The sequence below is a fragment of the Streptomyces sp. NBC_01426 genome, from assembly GCF_036231985.1.
In the GTDB taxonomy this organism is placed as follows: Bacteria; Actinomycetota; Actinomycetes; order Streptomycetales; family Streptomycetaceae; genus Streptomyces.
Genome location: NZ_CP109500.1, coordinates 517,105 through 536,660 on the forward strand (window position 1 = coordinate 517,105; position 19,556 = coordinate 536,660).

Sequence of the window (19,556 nt, forward strand, 5' to 3'; positions counted from 1 at the left end):
GAAGACGTGGGAGAGGCGACGTGGGTGCGCACGCTGCCCGACCTTGACGGCACTCGCGTGATCGTGTGCTCAGGCGAGTTGGACACCGCCACCGCGGGGCCCCTGCGGGAGGCCCTGAAGGCAGCCGAACTCGACGGGGTCGACAAGACCGTCGTCGACCTGGCCTCGGTGACCTTCGCCGATTCCTCACTGTTGAACACGCTGGTCCAGGCACACCGCAGGCAACGCCTCGTCGTCGTCGGCCCCTACCACCCACAACTTTCCAGGCTCTTCCAGGTCACCGGCACCGACATCTTCTTCGACCCGATGCGCGATTGAGCGCGCTTGAGGGCGAGGTCGGAAACATGATCACGCGACGTCCGCACATCTGATACCGCTGCTACAGATTTCTCCGATCCTGGCATGAGGGAATCCATCCAGCACAGGGTCCGACGCCGACCCCCGCACCCCTCCCCCGCCCCGCCCCGCCTGAGATGGGTGAATCCGGTGGCCGGGCCGGGACGGAAGAGAAGGTGTGCACGTCGCCGCAACGTCGAAACCACCGGGAGCCGGCCGTGGCAGCATCCGCGACACCGACACGTCGGCGAGGGGCCCGGAACTGGGCGGCCCTCGCCGCCTTCCTCGCGGTGACCTACTGCGTCGCGGCTCTGGGCGCGCTCGCGTCCGCCGACGCGGGCGAGGTCTACAGATCTTTGGAACGGCCGGACTGGGCGCCACCCGCCTGGCTCTTCGGACCCGTCTGGACCGTCCTGTACGCCGCGATGGCTGTGGCGGCCTGGCTGGTGTGGCGCCATCCGGACCGGTCCCGCGCGAGGACCGCCCTCGTCTGGTGGTCCGCGCAACTGCTCCTGAACCTGGCCTGGACACCCTTGTTCTTCGGCGCGCGCCAGTACGGACTCGCGCTGCTGGACATCGGCCTGTTGCTGGCCACTCTCACCATCACCCTGATCCGCTTCCTCCGGCTGAGCCGCGCGGCGGCGCTCCTGCTGGCCCCCTACCTGCTGTGGGTGGCCTTCGCGACCGCCCTCAACGCCGCCATCTGGCATCTCAACGCCTGAGCCCGATTCCAACCCCGGGGGACGACGAGCGTCACGGTCGTCGCACCAGACGACGTCCGCGAAGGTCAGGCCGGCTCAGCACTCCCTGGGGCGACCGGATCCTGGATGGCACATCCCTCGGAGGCGAGGCTTACGTGGGCGCGGGTTGCGGGTGTGCGGACCTTCGGGGGGACGGTCCCGGACCCCGTGAACGGGTCCGGGACCGCAGGCTCGTCTTGACCCGCTCCTGGCCCGCTCCTGCCGGTGCTGTCAGTGCTGCCTCGGGGGCCGCGCGGCGGGTGACAGCCGCGCGGTCGCTGCGGCGCGCGGCGGCCGGTCAGTTGCCGGACGGGGTCCAGTCCGCGGGCAGGCCGGACTGGGCGAGGACGGTGCCGAGGCTGTAGTCGTCCTCGTCGGAGACGATCCGGCAGCGGTTCCCGTCGAGGTCGAGGAGCGTGGTCATCCGCACGGCGAAGGGCTTGGGAGCGCCCTTGAGGTGGCCGGCGTAGACGGCGTCGACCGTGATGCGGCGGCCGTCGCGGTGGGTGGCGCGCACCGTGACGTGCACGTCGTCCATGAGGCTGTCGGCGCGGGCCTTCCACCCGGCGATCTCCTGACGACCGCGGAAGGCGACGCCCACGCCCAGGTCCGTGTAGGTCCCGTTGGTGGTGAACAGGGCGCCGAGCGCCTGCGGATCGGTGCCGTTCCAGGCGCGAGCCCAGTCCGCGACGATCTTCGGCGGCCGCAGGTCGGCACCTGCGGGGTGGGCGCCGGTGGCGTGGGCGGTGGTGGCGGTCGTGGCGCAGAGGGCCGCGGCGGTGACCAGCACGGTCATGGCACGGGAGGGGCGGGTGGTCGAGATCATGGTGATGCTCCTTGGGGGGTGTGACGAGTGTGCGGGTGTGATGACAGGGCGCGCCCGGCGGTGGCCCGCCGCGGGCTGCCCGCGGTCGGACCGTTCATGGCGCACAGACTCGGGCCGGGCCGTGTCCACTTTCCAGGCCCGACCGGGGCGGGGGGTGTCCAACGCTATCCGCGCGCGTCCACCCGGCCTCTCCGAAGCGTGCGGACCGCACGACCCATACGCGGCGACGCCCACGCCCGGGGGTCCGCTTGCGCTGTTCGAGGGGAGATCACTGCCCGAACGGCCGAGGGCGGCGAGCCGTTCCCGATCGCGCGGGAGCCGCTGGGAAGGGTGGCCCGGTACCTGTGTGCGGCCAAGGACGGGAGAGATCAGTGACCTCAGCTGTGGACAAGGGGCGGGAGCGGGGGCCGCAGATCGTCAGAGGGCAGAAGGCCCTGGTGACCGGTGCGAACTCCGGCATCGGCAAGGCCACCGCGATCCGCCTGGGCCAGGCAGGCGCCGATGTCGTCGTGAACTACGTCTTCGGACCGGAAACGGCCGAGGAAGTGGTCGAGGAGATCAAGTCCTTCGGGGTGCGGGCGTACGCGCATCAGGCGGACGTCTCCCAGGAGGACCAGGTCGTCGGGATGGTCGACCGCATGGTCGAGGAGTTCGGCACCATCGACATCATGGTGGCCAACGCGGGGCTGCAGCGCGATGCCCCCGTCACCGAGATGACCGTCGCGCAGTGGCAGAAGGTGCTGGACGTCAACCTCACCGGGCAGTTCCTCTGTGCCCGGGAGGCGGCCAAGGAGTTCATCCGTCGGGGCGTCGTACCGGAGGTCTCCCGGTCGGCCGGGAAGATCGTCTGCATGAGCTCGGTGCATCAGATCATTCCGTGGTCCGGCCATGTGAACTACGCCTCCTCCAAGGGCGGCGTGCTGATGCTGATGCAGACCTTGGCGCAGGAGCTCGCGCCCAGCGGGATCCGGGTCAACGCGGTCGCGCCCGGCGCGATCCGCACCCCCATCAATCGCAGCGCCTGGGACACCCCGGAGGCCGAGGCCGATCTCCTGCGGCTGGTTCCCTACCGGCGGGTGGGCGACCCCGAGGACATCGCCAACGCCGTGACCGTCCTGGTCTCCGATCTGATGGACTACGTCGTCGGCACCACCCTCTACGTCGACGGCGGAATGACGCTCTTCCCCGGCTTCGCCACCGGAGGCTGAACCGACCGTGGATGACCACGTCACGCACCGCCGGGTGGTCATCCTCGGCGGCGGCTTCGCCGGCCTGTTCGCCGTACGGGCCCTGCGCAGCGCCCCCGTGGAGGTGACCCTCGTCGACCGCTGCGCCCACCACCTCTTCCAGCCGCTCCTGTACCAGTGCGCGTCGGGCATCCTCTCCGAGGGCCAGATCGCCCAGCCCCTGCGGGCCGTCCTGCGTCGCCACCCCCGGGTCCGTTGTCTCCAGGCGTCGGCGGACGACGTGGACGTGGCCCGCCGGATCGTCCGCGCGACCCGTCCGGACGGCGTCGTGCTCGAACTGCCCTACGACGATCTGATCGTGGGGATCGGGGTCCGGCAGTCCTACTTCGGGCACGACGAGTTCGCGCCGTTCGCCCCCGGGATGAAGACCCTGAAGGACGCGCTGGCCGTACGGACCAAGATCTACCAGGCGTTCGAGATGGCCGAGGCGAGCACGGACCCCCTGGAACGCGCGCAGTGGCTCACCTTCGCCCTCGTGGGTGGCGGTCCCACCGGGGTCGAGTTGGCCGGGCAGATCCGGGAGATCGCCGGCCACACGCTTGAGCGGGAGTTCTCCACCATCGACCCCGGCCAGGCCCGGGTCCTGCTGTTCGACGGGTCGGACGGTGTGCTGGGCGCCTTCGGGCCGGTGCTGTCCCACCGCGCCGCCCGGACCCTGGACGACCTCGGCGTCGAGGTCCACCTCCGGTCGATCGTCACCCAGGTCGACGACAGGGGCCTGACGGTGAGCCGCAAGGACGGCGGCAGCGACCGCGTGGAGGCGCGCACGGTGCTCTGGACCGCCGGGGTCGAGGCGCCACCGTTGGCGACGGCGCTGGCACGGGCGACGGGCGCCGAGCAGGACCGGGCGGGCCGCATCCGGGTGGAGCCCGACCTCAGCATCGCCGGCCATCCGGAGATCCGAGTGGTGGGCGACCTGATGAGCCTGGACAAGTTGCCCGGACTCGCCGAGGTCGCGATGCAGAGCGGTGCCTACGCCGGCCGCCGGATCCGGCACTCCGTCGAGGGCAGGACCCGTGAGCCCCGCCCCTTCCGGTACCTGGACCTCGGCAGTGCGGCGTACATCTCGCGGGGCAGGGCCGTCGTGAAGATGGGCCGCTTCCACGCCTCCGGGCTGATCGGCTGGCTGATCTGGCTGTTCATCCACATCGTCTTCCTGACCGGCTTCCGCAGCCGGGCGGGCGCCCTGCTCAGCTGGGCCGTGGTCTTCGCCTCCGGTTCGCGTCGTGAGCGCGCCTTCACCGCGGCGGATCCGGACGTCACGGCCGCGCCTCCCCCCTCCCCGTCCAGCCCACCGGCCGACTCCTCGGTCGCCCGGAACGAGCCACGGAGACCCGTATGAGCACCACGGCACACCTCTTGGCGGATGCCCCCGCGCAACTGCTGCCCGCACGGGAGCTGATGGCTTTCACCCTGGCCTCGCACATCATCCTGGTGCCCCTGGGCGTGGCACTGCCCTTCATCACCCTGGTCATGCACTACCGGGGGCTGCGCACCTCCGATCCGGTGGCGCTGCTGCTGGCCCGCCGCTGGTCCGCGGTGATGGCCGTCCAGTTCGCCATCGGCATCGTCACCGGAACCGTGCTGTCCTTCGAGTTCGGGCTGCTCTGGCCGGGCATGATGGGGCGTTGGGGCGATGTCTTCGGGCTCGGCTTCGGGATCGAGGCGTGGGCCTTCTTCCTGGAGGCGATCCTGATCGCCATCTACCTCTACGGCTGGCGCCGTCTGAAGCCGAAGACTCACTTCTGGCTGGGCGTCCCGATGCCGATCGCGGCGCTGATGGGCGCGTTCGGCATCATCGCCGCCAACTCGTGGATGAACACCCCCCAGGGCTTCACCCTCGACGCCAACGGCCGGCCCGTGAACGTCAGCGTGCAACAGGCCATCTTCACACCGATGTTCGGCCCGCAGTACTGGCACTTCGTGGTTGCGATGTTCCTCACCGCGGGCTACGTGGTGGCCGGTGTGTACGCCGTCGGCTGGCTGCGCGGCCGTCGCGACCGCTACCACCGTCTCGGCTTCACCGTGCCGTTCACCCTCGCCACGATCCTCACCCCCGTGCAGTTCTTTCTGGGTGACAACATCGCGCGGCAGGTCTTCATCAAGCAGCCGATCAAGTTCGCCGCCGCGGAGCTGGTGTGGAAGACCGACACGCATGTGCCCGAGTACCTGTTCGGGCGGCTCCAGGAGGACGGCAGCATCAAGGGCGGGATCAAGATCCCGCAGCTGGACTCCATCCTGGCCGGGTTCAGTCCCGACACGAAGGTCACCGGCCTGAGTTCGGTACCCGCCTCCGACCGGCCCACCGCCACCCAGGCGACCATCGCGCACTGGGCGTTCGACATCATGGCGACGATCGGGAGTGTGCTGATCCTGCTGGCGCTCTGGTACGCCTGGTGCTGGTGGCGGCATCGTGACCTGCCGAAATCGCGGTGGTTCTTCCGGTGCGCGGCCGTGGCCGGCGCGGCGAGCATCGTGACCGTGGAGTGCGGCTGGATCATGACCGAGGTGGGGCGCCAGCCCTGGATCGTGTACCAGAACATGCGGGTCTCCGAGGCGGTGACCGGTACGCCCGCCTCCTCCCTGTGGATCATGTTCGGCCTCGTCGTGGTGATCTACGTTCTGATCTTCGGCGCGTTCCTCGGCGTGCTGCTCAAGATGCGCACCCGGTGGCGGCTCGCCGACGCCGGATCCGCGCGCGTGCTCTCCGACACCCCGGAGACGGACACGCCGTACGGTCCCCGCCCGGAGACGGCCGCCGGCGCACCGGGTACCCGTCGAGACCCCGGGAGCGAACTGTGACCGCGAGCATCGTCGCCTGGATCCTGCTGCTCGTGATCGCCGCCTACGCCTGCGGTGGCGGCGTCGACTACGGCGCCGGCTTCTGGGATCTGCTGGCCGGTGGGGCCGAGCGCGGCAAACGACCCCGCTGGCTGATCGACCACGCCATGGCCCCGGTCTGGGAGGTCAACAACGTCTGGCTGATCTTCGCGTTCATCCTGATGTGGACCGGCTTCCCGGTGTTCTTCCAGACCGTGTTCACGGCGCTCTGGCTCCCTCTGGCACTCGCCGCCATCGGCCTGGTCCTGCGCGGCGCCGGGTTCGCGCTGCGCAAGCCGACCAGGGGGCTCGCCGGACGCCGGATCTACGGCGCCATGTTCGCCGTCTCTTCCCTGCTCACGCCGTTCTTCCTGGGAACGGCCATCGGCTCGGTGGCCTCCGGGCGCGTCGCTCCCGGGACCCCCGCCACGGCCCATGCCTGGGCCAACACCACCTCGATCATGGCCGGGCTCGTCGCGGTGGCATCCACCGCCTTCCTGGGGGCGGTGTTCCTCACCGTGGACGCCCGCCGCTTCGACGCCCCCGACCTGATGGGTTACTTCCGTTTCCGGGCATGGATCAGTTGTGGCGCGCTGTTGATCATCGGCGTGCTTGGCCTGACCGTGACCGACCCCCACGCGTCGTACGTCCATCACGGACTCACCCACGGGGCCGGGCTCGCCCTCCTGCTGATCTCCGTGGTGGCTCTGGCGGTCACCGCCTGGCTGATCTCCGGCAAGGCGGCGGGATGGGCGCGGTACTCCTCGGTCGCCGTCGTGGCACTGCTCGTCGCCGCCTGGGGGTTCGCGCAGCGGCCCTACCTGGTGCCCACCTCGCTGACCGTGCAGCAGGGCGCCGGAGCGAGCGCCCCGCTCCAGTGGATGCTCATCGTCGCGCTCGTCGCCCTGGTGTTGATCGTCCCCGCGCTGGTCGTCCTGTACCGCCTCGACACCCACGGCGTGCTGGAACCGCTGACCGACGAGGACGTGGGCGAGTGACGCCCCGGCGCGTCGAGCGGCCGGCGTCGGTCCGCGTCGGCCGCGGCGTCGTCCGGGTCGCGGGTTAGGCCGGTACGGCATCCCAGGAGGGCCGCTATGACATCGAGCCAGGTACTCATCGGCGTCGGGCTGATCGTGACCCTTGCCGTCGCCTGCCAACTGCTGGCGAACCTGCTGCGCGTGCCGGCGATCCTCCTGCTGCTGCCGGCCGGGTTCATCGCCGGCGTCCTGACCGACGACGTCAACCCGGAGAAGCTGCTGGGCGACGCGTTCTCCCCGCTGGTCTCGCTCGCCGTCGCGGTGATCCTCTACGACGCCGGACTCGGCCTGGACCTGCACCGTCTCAAGGGCCACACCCGCACGGTCGTCGTCAGGCTCATCTGGCTCGGCGCCCTGATCACCTTCGTGTCGGCGGCGCTGCTCGCCGTCCCCATCATGAGCATGTCGCTGAACGCGGCCGTGATGCTGGGCGCGATCCTCGTGGTCAGCGGCCCGACCGTCGTCGGACCGCTGCTCAAGTTCGTCCGCCCGAGGGAGCGGCTGCAACGCGTCCTCGTCTGGGAAGGCTCCCTGATCGACCCGGTCGGCGGCATCCTCGGCGCGCTCGTCTTCCACGGAGTGCTGGCCGGAGGCCAGCCCGGTCTGGCCGCCCAACTGGGCGCGTTCGGCGTCAGCGCCGCGATCGGGCTGATCGGCGGCGCCGTCGGAGCGGCGGTGCTCTGGCTGCTGCTCCGCTGCCTCACGCTCGACGAAGTGCTCGGCACGACCACGCAGTTCGCCGCCGTGATCGCGGTGGCGGCCGGCTGCGACGCCCTGCGGGACGACACCGGCCTCATCGCCGCCGTCGTGATGGGCATGGCCCTGGCCAATCTGCCGGGGCTGGACATGCCGGCACGCCGGCCGTTCTTCGAAACCCTGGTCTCGCTGATCATCGGGCTGCTGTTCATCGGGATCTCCGCCACCGTCACCCCGCAGTCGCTGCGCCATGTCGTGCTGCCGGCCCTCGGCCTCGCCGCTGCTCTCGTTCTCGTGGTCAGACCCTTGGTGGCGCTGCTGTCGACCGTCCGTACCGATGTCCCCTACCGGGAGAGATGGTTCATCGGTTGGATGGCGCCCCGCGGCATCGTCGCCGCGGCGACCGCGGCCACCTTCTCCGCCGCGCTCGTGCAGGCCGGCATCGAGGGCGCGGACAAGATCCTGCCGGCCACCTTCATCGTGATCGTCGCCACCGTCATGCTCTACGGCCTGACCGCCGTTCCCGCCGCGCGGTTCCTCGACGTCCGCCGTTCGGCACGCTCGCGGCCCCTGCTCGTCGGCGGCGATCCCTGGGTGGTGGAACTGGGGGGCGCGCTGCGCTCGGCGGGCCTGGACGTCCTGATGTGGGCGGGCCTCGACCGCCAGCGTCAGAGCATCAAGGACGCGGGCCTGGAGCTGGCCCCCGGCGAACTCCTCGCCGCCGCCACCGGAGCCGGAGCCGAGTTGGAGGGGATCACCGATGTCCTCCTGCTCACCGACGAGGACGACTTCAACGCCCTCGCCGTCATGACCCTCAAGGAGACGGCGGAGGGTCCCGTCCACCGCCTCATGCCACCCACCCGCAGCCACGGCGTGGTCGCCCCCTACACGGGCAGCGAGGTCCTGTTCTCCGCCGGCCTGAACCGGCCCGAACTGGCCCGTCGGTACGCGGCGGGCGCCCGCATCGTCACCCGCACGATGGTCGACGGGCTCATCCCGGCCGGGCACGACATGTTGTTCCTGGTGCGCCCGGACGGACAGCTCACCGCCGCGACCGAGTCGACGCTGCCGTCGCCCGCCGCGGGCGACGTCGCCGTCCTGCTGACGCCTTCGGCGGAGCCCCCGCCGCCCTGATGCCGTGATCGGTCCCGCGGCCGCCGATTGGTCCGGAGGGATGACGGTGGGCACGTTCCCCTGGACCTCGCGCGCCGGACCTTCCGGATCGTGCGGCCGTCACGTGGTACCAATCATCGGGACTTGTCGGCCGCCGCGTTGCAGATGGCCTCAGCTGCCGAGGAGACGATGAGCATGTCAGCCACCCCCGCCGGATCGCCCGCCCCGGCGCCGCCGGATCCGTTCGCGGTGATCCGCACGCGTGGGTACGCCGTTCTGCTGGTGATGACGGCGCTCCTCGGCATCCCGATCGCCGCGGCGGCCTTCGGATTCCTCGCGCTCGTGTCCGAACTCCAGTCGCTGACCTACACCGACCTTCCCCGAGCGCTCGGCTTTCACGGAACGCCGTCGTGGTGGCCCATCCCCCTGCTGGCCTTCGCCGGGCTGCTGGTGGCGCTGACGATCCGCCACCTGCCGGGCGAGGCCGGGCACAAGCCCGCCGAAGGCCTCGTCGCCACCGGCACGCCGAAGCCCGTCGACCTCCCCGGTATCGCACTCGCTGCGGCGGCCTCGTTGGGCGCGGGCGTGGTACTCGGTCCCGAGGCGCCCCTCATCGCGCTGGGCGGTGGCCTGGCCGTGTTCTTCGGCCGGGCGATGAAGCGGGGCATGCAGCCCGAGGCGATGGCCGTGTTGGGAGCCTCCGGAAGCTTCGCGGCCGTCAGCACGCTGCTCGGCTCGCCGCTCCTCGGCGCCTTCCTCCTGATGGAGGCCGCCGGTCTCGGCGGGGCGACGATGGCGATCGTCCTGGTGCCGGGCCTGCTCTCGGCCGGTATCGGCGCGCTCTTCTTCACCGGCCTGGGGTCGTGGACGGGCCTGGGCACCTTCTCGCTGGTCCTCCATCAAGTGCCGCAGGCCGCGCGCCCGGACCTCGCCGGGTTCGGCTGGGCCGTCGTCATCGGGGTGGTGGCCGCCCTCGGCGGGACCGGGATCCGCCGGATGGGCCTGTCCCTCCAGCGACGGGTCGAACGTCGACGAGTGCCGGTCACCGTCCTGGTCGGCGCTCTCGTGGGCGTGGTCGCGCTGGTGTACGCCGAGTCGACGGGCAAGGAGGCGTCCGAGATCCTCTACTCCGGCCAGGACGCGCTCGGGCCGCTGCTGGCGGACCACGCGGGCTACTCGGTGGGGGCCCTGGTTCTCCTCGTGCTCTGCAAGGCGCTCGCCTACTCCCTGTCCCTCAGCGGCTTCCGCGGCGGCCCGGTCTTCCCCTCGATGTTCGTGGGAGCGGCGCTCGGCCTGGTTATGGCGCAGCTGCCCGGGCTGGACGTGACCTCCGGCTTCGCCATGGGTGTCGGTGCGATGTGCGTGGCGATGCTCAAGCTGCCGATGACCTCCGTGTTGCTGGCCACCCTTCTCCTGGGGACGCAGGGCCTCACCGTGATGCCGGTCGTGATCGTCGCGGTCGTGGTGTCCTACGTCCTCACCATCCGGCTCTCCCCGGCCCCCGCTCCGAAGCCCGCCCCGACACCGGCGGCCCCGTAATCGCCGCCCGCACCCGTCCGCTCCGCCCGCACCCGTCCGTTCGCCCGCACCCCGACCTGGAGGCCCGATGCCCGAGAGCCCGACCGGACAGCAGTTCCTGCTGCGCAGCGGTGAGCACAGCGCCGTCGTGGTGGAACTCGGAGCCGGGCTGCGCGACTACACCGTCGGCGGGCGGCGCGTCCTGGACGGCTACACCGCCGATGAGCCGATCACGGGGGGTCGTGGGCAGCTCCTCGTACCCTGGCCGAACCGCGTCAGCGGCGGACGGTACGACTGGAAGGGCGAGGAGCTCCAGCTCCCGCTGACCGAACCGGAGGCCGGCAACGCCATTCACGGGCTGCTCCGCTGGGCCTCGTGGGAGCCGCTGGAGCGCGCCGAGGACCGGATCCTGCTCGGGACCACCCTCTTCCCGCAGCCCGGCTACCCGTTCCACCTCGGCGTCCGTGCGGAGTACGCGCTCGGGTCCGAGGGGCTGGCGGTGACCGTGACGGCACGCAACCTCGGTGGGAGCGCCGCACCGTACGGGGTCGGCCAACACCCCTACCTGACGGTGGGCACCGAACAGGTCGACGAGGCCGTGGTGACCCTCCCGGCCCGGGCGTGGCTGCCGCCCGCCGATCAGGGGGCGCCCGTCACTCCGCGACCCGTGGAGGGCACGGAGTACGACTTCCGGGCGCCGCGCGTGCTCGGCCCGCAGCACCTGGACACCCCGTTCGCCGAACTGGAACGGAACTCCGCCGGCCGGGCCGTGGTGCGCCTGGCGCACCCCTCGGGGTCCCACGGCAGCGATCTGTGGCTGGGCGAGGGGGCGGCGTACCTCCAGGTGTACACCGGTGACACCCTGCCCGTCCCGGACCGGCGGCGAGGCCTCGCGGTGGAGCCCATGTCCTGCCCGCCCGACGCGTTCCGGAGCGGGTCCGGCCTGGTGGAGCTCGCGCCCGGCGACCTCCACACGTTCCGCTGGGGGCTCACTCCCTGGACCGCGGCCCGCTGAGGCCTCGGGGGCGGGGGGTCGCTCCTCTTGTCCACCCGTGTGACGCTCGCTCGCGCCCTGCGGTACCAGACGGATCGGTCGCGTTAAGTTGCCCTCATGACAACGCAACCTGGCTCTCGCGGCGCAGCCGATTCGGGCGATGTCCACGAGGCGCGTCTGGCCATCGACGCCTTCCTCGCGCGGACGTCACCGGAGCAGGACGGGAGCCTCACCGGTCCGGGAGGCGTGGGGCCGGGGGCCGATCTGGAACGTTGGCGTACGACCGGCCTCATCGACGACCGGGTGGCGGAGCAGGTCGCCCGCGAGGCCTGGGACGCGGTACAGGAAGCCACCCCGCCGCCGCCCGCCCCGGAAGCGGACGCGGAACCGACGGACCGGGGCCGGCCGTCGCCGGAACTCGCCGAGCGCCACCGTCAGGCCGTGTCGATCGCACGTGGCCTGCTGGAACTCGGCCACCACCTCGACGAGACGTTGCGGCCCGGCCCGGACATGGCGGCGGGATAGCAGGCTCGGCTCCCCGGCTCGGCTCCCGGCTCGACCCCCTGGTTGGACCAGCCGGCTCGACTACCTGATGCGACGACAACCCCCTCCTGACCCCGAACTCCCCGACCCTGACGGAATCGGACCCGACAGCGGTCAGCCTTGCCGCGCGTCGCAAGCGCAGGAGGGGCACAGCCCCCGGTAGGTGATCTCGACCTCCGTCACCGTGAAGCCGAAACTCTCTTCAGGGGACAGGCCGGCCGGTGTGCCGGTCACGTGAACGTCGCGGATGATGCCGCAGCCGGAGCACACCAGGTGCTGGTGCGGATGGTGCGCGTTGGGATCGAAGCGTTTCGCGCGACCGTTGACGGAGACCTCCACCACCTCGCCGAGCGCCACCAGCTCGCCCAGGGTGTTGTAGACGGTCGCCCGGGCGATCTCGGGCAGCCGCTCGACCGCGCGGGCGTGTACCTCGTCGGCGGTGAGGTGCACGTGATCGCCGTCGAGGACTTCCGCGACGACACGCCGCTGCGAAGTCATCCGCCAGCCGCGCCCTCTCAGCCGCTCCAACAAGTCACTCATATCGGCTCACCTTTCAGGCTCGGCGGGACAAAGGAAGTCTAGCCACCGGCCGTACGGATCCTCGCGTGCCGGAAGGCATGGGGGGCGTTGGGATCGGTTCGCTGTCACCCGGCCGCTCTCCTCATTCCCGCTTTTCATATCAGAGGGGCTCGATTCTCCTTTCGACTGCTTGTTGTGCGGAGGTGCCCCGCGTGTTCTCGTAACGGCGAGCTCTCCGGTGCGCGACCATACGGACGCGTCGACATACGCTCGATCATCGGCGTCGTTCGTGTCACAAAGCGCCAAGGGCAAAGCAGCCAGCCGAGGGAAACACCGACACAGGAAGAAGGACGGACGTGTCCGGCAGCGACAGCGAGAACCCAGTAATTCCTGCCCCGACTCCCGCGCCGAATCGCCCCAGGTCGAATCGTGACTGGTGGCCGAATCAACTGGATCTTCAGGTTCTGCACCAGCATTCGCCTCAGGCCAATCCGATGGACGAGGGCTTCAGTTACGCGGAGGAATTCGCGACCCTGGACGTCGACGCGCTGAAGCAGGACGTCTTCGAGGTGATGACGGCGTCGCAGGATTGGTGGCCCGCCGATTACGGCCACTACGGGCCGCTCTTCATCCGGATGAGTTGGCACTCCGCGGGAACGTACCGCATCGCGGACGGCCGGGGCGGTGGCGGAGCAGGCGCTCAGCGCTTCGCTCCCCTCAACAGCTGGCCGGACAATGCGAGCCTCGACAAGGCGCGCCGTCTGCTCTGGCCCGTCAAGCAGAAGTACGGCCGGAAGATCTCGTGGGCCGACCTCCTGGTGTTCGCCGGCAACTGCGCCATGGAGTCGATGGGGTTCAAGACGTTCGGCTTCGCCTTCGGCCGGGAGGACATCTGGGAGCCGGAGGAGATCTTCTGGGGGCCCGAGGACACCTGGCTCGGTGACGAGCGCTACAGCGGCGACAGGGAACTCACCGGTCCTTTCGGGGCCGTACAGATGGGACTGATCTACGTCAACCCGGAAGGCCCCAACGGCAATCCGGATCCGGTGGCTGCCGCCAGGGACATTCGCGAGACCTTCGGGCGCATGGCGATGAACGACGAGGAGACCGCCGCGCTGATCATCGGCGGTCACACGTTCGGCAAGTGCCACGGTGCGGTCGGCGCCGAGTACATCGGCCCCGAGCCCGAGGCGTGCCCGATCGAGCAGCAAGGCATCGGCTGGAGGAACACCCACGGCAGCGGCGTGGGCGTCGACGCGCTCACCAGCGGGCTGGAAGGTGCGTGGACCTCCGAGCCGACGAAGTGGGACAACGGCTACCTGGACAACCTGTTCCGGTACGACTGGGAGCTGACGACGAGCCCGGCCGGCGCGAAGCAGTGGACGCCCACGGATCCCTCGGCCCGGGACACCGTGCCGGACGCTCACGATCCGTCGAAGCGGCACGCTCCCATGATGCTGACGACGGACCTCGCGCTGAAACTGGACCCGATCTACGGGCCGATCGCGAAGTCCTTCCACGAGAACCCCGACAAGCTCGCGAAGGCGTTCGCCAAGGCCTGGTTCAAGCTGTTGCACCGCGACATGGGTCCGCTGTCGCGGTACCTCGGGCCGTGGATCCCCGAGCCGCAGCTGTGGCAGGACCCCGTCCCCGAGGTCGATCACGCGCTGGTGTCGGACGCGGACGTCGTCGACCTCAAGGGCCGGATCCTCGCTTCGGGGCTGTCCGTCTCCCAGTTGGTGAGCACCGCCTGGGCGTCGGCGGCGAGCTTCCGCGGGACCGACAAGCGGGGTGGGGCCAACGGGGCGCGGATCCGGCTCGCACCGCAGAAGGACTGGGAGGTCAATGACCTGCCCGAGGTGGCCGAGGTGTTGCGGACCCTTGAGGGGATCCAGCAGGAGTTCAACGGCTCCCGGACGGACGGAACGAAGGTTTCGCTCGCCGACCTGATCGTCCTGGGCGGCTGCGCGGCCGTCGAGCGGGCCGCGAAGAACGCCGGGCACGACATCGTCGTCCCGTTCGCGGCGGGTCGTACGGACGCCTCGCAGGAGCAGACGGACGTGGAGACGTTCGCCGTGCTCGAACCGAAGGCGGACGGGTTCCGCAACTATCTCCCGGCGGGAGAGAAGTTGTCGCCGGAGACGCTTCTGCTGGACCGCGCCAACCTGTTGAACCTGACCGCACCCGAGATGACGGTCCTGATCGGCGGCATGCGGGCCCTGAACACCGGCTTCCAGCAGGTCCGGCACGGCGTCTTCACCGACCGCCCGGAGACGTTGACGAACGACTTCTTCGTCAACCTGCTCGACATGGGCACGGTGTGGAAGGCGTCGGAGTCGGCGGAGAACGTGTTCGAGGGTCGGGATCACGCGACGGGTGAGCCCAAGTGGACGGCCACTGCGGTCGATCTCGTCTTCGGTTCGCACGCGCAGCTCCGGGGGATCGCGGAGGTGTACGCGTCGAAGGACGCGGGTGAGAAGTTCACGCGTGATTTCGTCGCGGCGTGGAACAAGGTCATGAACCTCGACCGGTTCGACCTCGTCTGATCGCGGTATGCCGGTCGGCCGCCCGGCGGCCGACCGGCACCGCGACGGTCGGCACTCCCGCGGCCGGCCTGCCGGGGCGTGAACGGTCTTCCGTTCGGGACGAGTTCGACAGGGAAGGAATCCGATGGACACAGGAGACAGCGGCGACCGGACAGCGGATCGGCTCCCGCGGCGGGGACGGCCGACCGGCGGCAGGACGGGGCGCTCGTCATGAGTTACGTGAACCCTGGCGACTCGTACAAGCGGGACAGCCGCTACCTCACCGATCGGATCACCGCGGACGGGAGCGAGGGCTTCCCCGTCGAACCGGGCCGCTACCGGCTCGTGGTGAGCCGGGCCTGCCCGTGGGCGAGCCGCGCGATCATCGTGCGACGGCTCCTCGGGCTGGAGAACGCGCTGCCGATGGCCGTGGCCGGTCCGACCCACGACGAGCGGAGTTGGACGTTCGACCTGGACCCCGGGGGCCGTGATCCCGTACTCGGTATCGCGCGGCTGCAAGAGGCGTACTTCGCCCGCGACCCCGGATACGACCGCGGCATCACCGTGCCGGCGATCGTGGACGTGCCGACGGGCAAGGTGGTGACCAACGACTTCGCCCGGATCACCCTCGACATGTCGATGGAATGGGCCGCGCAGCACCGCGAGGGCGCGCCCGCGCTGTACCCCCCGGAACTGCGCCCTGAGATCGACTCCGTGAACGAGGAGATCTACCAGGACGTGAACAACGGGGTCTACCGCGCCGGCTTCGCCGGATCCCAGGAGGCGTACACCACCGCGTACGAGCGCCTGTTCGCCCGCCTCGACCGGCTCACGGACCGACTCACCACGTCCCGGTACCTCGTCGGGAACACCGTCACCGAAGCCGACGTCCGGCTGTTCACGACCCTCGTCCGCTTCGACGCGGTGTACCACGGCCACTTCAAGTGCAACCGGCAGAAGCTGTCCGAGATGCCGGTCCTCTGGGCCTACGCCCGCGACCTGTTCCAGACTCCCGGATTCGGCGACACGGTCGACTTCGACCACATCAAACGTCACTACTACCTGGTCCACCGGGACATCAACCCGACCGGCATCGTGCCCGCCGGTCCGGACCTGACGGGCTGGCTCGCGCCCCACGACCGGTCGTCGCTGGGCGGCAGCCCCTTCGGACAGGGCACCCCGCCCGGGCCGGTCGCACCGCGGGAAGCCGTCCCGGTCGAACACACGCCGCAGGCACGCTGACCTTCGGGCCGTGCTCGTGCACCCGGTGCGGCCGTGTCGCGCCACGTGACGCTTCCCCGGCGCGGTCGTGGGCAGACGCGGGACAAACACCCGCCGAAGGGACGCCCATGCTCATCGCCGTGATAGTGCTCCTGCCCGCTCTCCTGTGCGGTGTTCTCGCGCTCGGCAGGTACGAGGAGCTCCTCCTCGGATCGTCCGCGGACGAGGTCCCGGAGCTCCGCCTCGGGTCGTCGGCGGACGATCTCCCCTCGCCGCCGGCAGCCGCTCGGCCGGCCGAGGTGGCACCCGTGGCGGCGCGTCCCGCCCGGCACCGTGCGTCCGGTCGGCACTCCAGGCACGGGGCGCGTCCCGCCCGACTCGGCGCATAGGCCCCCGGCAGCCTCAGGGCGTGGGGGTGCTCGCGCTCCCGCAGGACTCGATCATGCATCCGAGACACTCGGCGGGACCGCCACACCGCGAAGCCCCCAAAGGGATCCTTATGGCATGCGCATTTTGCTAGGATCACGCTTATGGATGGCATCTCGATGAAGACGATCGGCCTGCTCGGCGGGATGAGCTGGGAGTCGACGGCCGAGTACTACCGGCTGCTGAACGAGTTCACCCGCGAGCGGCTCGGTGGGCTCCACTCGGCGCGCTGCGTGCTGTACTCCGTGGACTTCGCGGAGATCGAACAGCTTCAGGTGCAGGGCCGCTGGGACGAGGCGGGCGAGGTGCTGGCCTCCGCCGCCCGGTCATTGGAGGCGGCGGGCGCCGACCTCGTACTCCTGTGCACGAACACGATGCACAAGGTCGCCGACCAGGTGCAGGCGGCCGTCTCGGTTCCGCTGCTGCACCTGGCCGACGCCACCGCGGAAGCGGTGCGGGCTCAAGGCCTGCGCCGGGTCGGCCTGCTGGGAACGGCGTTCACGATGGAGCAGGACTTCTACCGGGGGCGGCTCGCGGCGGGCGGGCTGGGCGTGTCCGTGCCGGATGCCGACGGGCGGGCCCTGGTGCACCGGGTGATCTACGAGGAGCTGTGCCTCGGAGTCGTGCGGGAGGAATCGCGGACCGCGTACCGGGAGGTCATCGCGAGCCTCGTGGCGGCCGGCGCCGAGGGGATCGTCCTCGGCTGCACCGAGATCGAACTGCTGGTGGGCACGGAGGACAGCCCGGTGCCCGTCTTCCCCACGGCGCGGATCCACGCGGCGGCCGCCGTGGACGCCGCCCTGGACCAAGGGCTGCCCCGCGACTGAGCGGCGATCCACCTGCCAGGTCGGGACGTCGGGAGCGCCCCGGAAATCATGATGCGCCGCCACCTGCTCACGGTTACCCTTCCTCGTCGCGACCTGGCCACGGAGGACCCTCACCATGAGCAGCACCACATCGTCGTTTCCCGAGCGGATCGAGCTTTCGGGGGAAGGTCTCGTCCTGCGCGACTGGACGGAGACGGACCTGGAGGCGATGCCCGGGCTCTTCGACCACCCCGACATCGCGTACTGGACACCGATCGTGTCCCCCTTTGACGAAGCGGCCGCTTCCGCCCGCCTGGGTCGGGCCCGGCAACTGCGGGCGGAAGGTTCGACGATCCTTCTCGCCATCACCGTCGACGGCGGTGCGGCGCTCGGCGAGGTGATGCTGCGGCGCGCCCCCGAGGGAACCGAGATCGGTTACGCGATCGGCCCTGCACACCGCGGCCAGGGACTGGCCGCGCGCGCGGTACGGGTGATGTCCGCCTACGCCTTCGAGCAACTGGGCACGGAGCAACTGATCTTGGAGCTGGAGGCCGAGAACGGCGCCAGTGTCGCCGTGGCCACCCAGGCCGGCTTTCGCCTGCTCGACGTACCGCTGATCACCGGTGAGGAAAAGGGTCGGCCCTACAGCCTGCAGACGTGGGGGCTCCCCCGCCCCTGACGCGCCGGATCAGGGGCGTCTTTCAGGGGCCGTACACCCCTTCCCACCTGCGGTTCCTGCGTCGGGAGATGCGGGTGGGCCGACCTCGGCGCAGACTCGGGTCTTGGAGGTCCAGCGGCGATGTGGCTGCTGGACTCCCCGCTTCCCAGCCGAACGAAGGAAGGTACCCCATGGCTTCCGGATCTGGTCGAATACAGCGTCGGTGCACCATCGCCTGCGCGTCTTCCCTGCTGGTACTCGCGGGAACCGTCGGCGCCACCACAGCGGCCGCCGCGGCCCCGTCCGCCCACTCTGGCGCACAGACCGTACTCCCGGCCGCAAGCGACCCGGGCAAGATCCTCGAACTGGTCAACAAGGCACGCACCGAGGCCGGCTGCGAGCCCCTGACGGTCGACCCGAAGATCGCTGCGGCAGCGCAGGAGTACGCCAACGACACGACGACCAACCACACGGGCTCGGACGGGTCCAGCGTCAAGGACCGGCTGACGAAGGCCGGCGCGACGTTCACCACCGGCTCCGAGAACATCGCCTGGGGCAGCGGGGACGAGAAGACGCACGTGGACGGCTGGCTGAATAGCGCCGCCCACGCGGGCGCCATCAAGAACTGCAACTTCAAGAAGACGGGCGTCGCCGTGTCCGGTGACAGGATCGTCCAGGTCTTCACGGACTGACCCCGCCTCCCCCGCACCCCACCCAAGCGCGGACTGACGCCGTACCGCGGTCGCGGTACGGCGTCAGTCCGTGGGGCGACGCCTCGCCCGTGAAAGCCGCCGGCCGAAGCGCGGCGGCCGCACACGCAAAGACGCCCGGCTGGGAGATCCCGGCCGAGCGTTCTCGTGCGTCTGCTGCCCGCTGGTGGCTTAGTACCAGTGGTGGGCCTGCCAGAAGTTCCACGCGCCGACGGGGCTGCCGTAGCGGGAGTTCATGTAGTCCAGCCCCCACTTGATCTGGGTGGCGGGGTTGGTCTTCCAGTCCGAACCGGCGGAGGACATCTTCGAGGCCGGCAGGGCCTGGACCAGGCCGTATGCGCCCGAGGAGGAGTTCGTGGCGGTGTGGTTCCAGCCACTCTCACGGGACACGATGTTGTTGAAGGCCGCGAACTGCGCCGGGTCCTTGATCATCTGCTGGGCGATCGCCTTGGCGCTCGTCGGGGCCGCCTGGGCGGGAACCGTGGCAAGCATGGAACCGGCGACACCGAGGGCGACGACGGTGCCCGCGAGGGACTTCTTCGAAGCGGCGATGCGGCGGATGACGGAGTTGGACACGAACAGACCTTCCGAAGGGGACAAGGGCGGTCGCGGCATGTCAGAGACATGCGTGAGCCACTCACGCGGTGGAGAGGGGTTCGTCGGCGGCGGGTGAAGCACCCGTGCCGCCTTGCGACTCATCCAGTTCTACAGACGCCCCGGCGGCCTGGCAACGGCCCCTCCTACTACGTGCCCTCGCAGTCGGGGGCCGACGACCCTCCGGTGTACCCGGGGGTTCCTCGCGGGGAGAGCCGGTGCGAGCG

General features: G+C 70.4%; 19 protein-coding genes. 16 read left to right on the forward strand and 3 right to left on the reverse strand.

Annotated features, from left to right (window positions below):
- Nucleotides 1–6 precede the first annotated feature (6 nt).
- Together OG906_RS02470 and OG906_RS02475 are read left to right on the forward strand one after the other, a co-directional pair.
- Entirely contained in the window at nucleotides 7–318 is a 312-nt protein-coding gene (locus OG906_RS02470; protein ID WP_329439500.1) for an STAS domain-containing protein, read from the forward strand.
- 236 nt (nucleotides 319–554) lie between these two features.
- The gene (locus tag OG906_RS02475) at nucleotides 555–1,058 is read left to right on the forward strand and encodes a TspO/MBR family protein (RefSeq protein WP_329439502.1); all 504 of its coding nucleotides are present in this window, start codon (nucleotides 555–557) and stop codon (nucleotides 1,056–1,058) included.
- Nucleotides 1,059–1,374: 316 nt separating this feature from the next.
- Here OG906_RS02475 and OG906_RS02480 read toward each other — a convergent pair whose 3' ends face one another.
- Nucleotides 1,375–1,902, reverse strand: coding sequence for a nuclear transport factor 2 family protein (locus OG906_RS02480; protein WP_329439504.1), 528 nt, complete (start codon nucleotides 1,900–1,902; stop codon nucleotides 1,375–1,377).
- Between the two features lie 371 nt (nucleotides 1,903–2,273).
- On the opposite strand from OG906_RS02480, the gene OG906_RS02485 reads away from it, so the two are divergent.
- The 8 genes from OG906_RS02485 (at nucleotide 2,274) to OG906_RS02520 (ending at nucleotide 11,852) form a co-directional block, all read left to right on the forward strand.
- The gene (locus OG906_RS02485; RefSeq protein WP_329439506.1) at nucleotides 2,274–3,110 is read left to right on the forward strand and encodes an SDR family oxidoreductase; all 837 of its coding nucleotides are present in this window, start codon (nucleotides 2,274–2,276) and stop codon (nucleotides 3,108–3,110) included.
- 7 nt (nucleotides 3,111–3,117) lie between these two features.
- Complete coding sequence (locus tag OG906_RS02490) at nucleotides 3,118–4,491, forward strand: NAD(P)/FAD-dependent oxidoreductase (protein ID WP_329439508.1); 1,374 nt, start codon at nucleotides 3,118–3,120, stop codon at nucleotides 4,489–4,491.
- Entirely contained in the window at nucleotides 4,488–5,951 is a 1,464-nt protein-coding gene (locus tag OG906_RS02495; RefSeq protein ID WP_329439510.1) for a cytochrome ubiquinol oxidase subunit I, read from the forward strand. The genes OG906_RS02490 and OG906_RS02495 overlap by 4 nt, the downstream gene beginning before the upstream one ends.
- Nucleotides 5,948–6,967, forward strand: a complete 1,020-nt coding sequence (locus OG906_RS02500) for a cytochrome d ubiquinol oxidase subunit II (RefSeq protein WP_329439511.1) — start codon at nucleotides 5,948–5,950, stop codon at nucleotides 6,965–6,967. The genes OG906_RS02495 and OG906_RS02500 overlap by 4 nt, the downstream gene beginning before the upstream one ends.
- A gap of 96 nt (nucleotides 6,968–7,063) precedes the next feature.
- Nucleotides 7,064–8,836 (forward strand): cation:proton antiporter, encoded by a 1,773-nt coding sequence (locus tag OG906_RS02505; RefSeq protein WP_329439513.1) that lies wholly within the window; start codon nucleotides 7,064–7,066, stop codon nucleotides 8,834–8,836.
- 174 nt (nucleotides 8,837–9,010) lie between these two features.
- Nucleotides 9,011–10,354: a chloride channel protein gene (locus OG906_RS02510; protein ID WP_329439515.1), complete on the forward strand. Its 1,344-nt coding sequence runs from the start codon at nucleotides 9,011–9,013 to the stop codon at nucleotides 10,352–10,354.
- A 67-nt stretch (nucleotides 10,355–10,421) separates the two neighbouring features.
- Entirely contained in the window at nucleotides 10,422–11,348 is a 927-nt protein-coding gene (locus OG906_RS02515; protein WP_329439517.1) for an aldose 1-epimerase family protein, read from the forward strand.
- A 96-nt stretch (nucleotides 11,349–11,444) separates the two neighbouring features.
- The gene (locus OG906_RS02520; RefSeq protein ID WP_329439519.1) at nucleotides 11,445–11,852 is read left to right on the forward strand and encodes a hypothetical protein; all 408 of its coding nucleotides are present in this window, start codon (nucleotides 11,445–11,447) and stop codon (nucleotides 11,850–11,852) included.
- Nucleotides 11,853–11,984: 132 nt separating this feature from the next.
- Here OG906_RS02520 and OG906_RS02525 read toward each other — a convergent pair whose 3' ends face one another.
- Entirely contained in the window at nucleotides 11,985–12,410 is a 426-nt protein-coding gene (locus OG906_RS02525) for a Fur family transcriptional regulator (protein ID WP_329439521.1), read from the reverse strand.
- Nucleotides 12,411–12,745: 335 nt separating this feature from the next.
- On the opposite strand from OG906_RS02525, the gene katG reads away from it, so the two are divergent.
- The 6 genes from katG to OG906_RS02555 all read left to right on the forward strand — a co-directional run bounded on the left by katG (nucleotide 12,746) and on the right by OG906_RS02555 (nucleotide 18,717).
- Nucleotides 12,746–14,935, forward strand: a complete 2,190-nt coding sequence (katG, locus tag OG906_RS02530) for a catalase/peroxidase HPI (RefSeq protein WP_329439523.1) — start codon at nucleotides 12,746–12,748, stop codon at nucleotides 14,933–14,935.
- Between the two features lie 210 nt (nucleotides 14,936–15,145).
- Entirely contained in the window at nucleotides 15,146–16,156 is a 1,011-nt protein-coding gene (locus tag OG906_RS02535) for a glutathione S-transferase family protein (protein ID WP_329439525.1), read from the forward strand.
- 107 nt (nucleotides 16,157–16,263) lie between these two features.
- Complete coding sequence (locus OG906_RS02540) at nucleotides 16,264–16,524, forward strand: hypothetical protein (protein ID WP_329439527.1); 261 nt, start codon at nucleotides 16,264–16,266, stop codon at nucleotides 16,522–16,524.
- Nucleotides 16,525–16,680: 156 nt separating this feature from the next.
- Nucleotides 16,681–17,388: an aspartate/glutamate racemase family protein gene (locus OG906_RS02545; protein ID WP_329447904.1), complete on the forward strand. Its 708-nt coding sequence runs from the start codon at nucleotides 16,681–16,683 to the stop codon at nucleotides 17,386–17,388.
- A 115-nt stretch (nucleotides 17,389–17,503) separates the two neighbouring features.
- Entirely contained in the window at nucleotides 17,504–18,046 is a 543-nt protein-coding gene (locus OG906_RS02550; RefSeq protein ID WP_329439529.1) for a GNAT family N-acetyltransferase, read from the forward strand.
- A 170-nt stretch (nucleotides 18,047–18,216) separates the two neighbouring features.
- The gene (locus tag OG906_RS02555) at nucleotides 18,217–18,717 is read left to right on the forward strand and encodes a CAP domain-containing protein (RefSeq protein ID WP_329439531.1); all 501 of its coding nucleotides are present in this window, start codon (nucleotides 18,217–18,219) and stop codon (nucleotides 18,715–18,717) included.
- 189 nt (nucleotides 18,718–18,906) lie between these two features.
- Here OG906_RS02555 and OG906_RS02560 read toward each other — a convergent pair whose 3' ends face one another.
- A complete protein-coding gene (locus OG906_RS02560; protein WP_402305588.1) occupies nucleotides 18,907–19,350 on the reverse strand; it encodes a transglycosylase SLT domain-containing protein in 444 nt (147 codons plus the stop codon).
- Nucleotides 19,351–19,556: the final 206 nt, after the last annotated feature.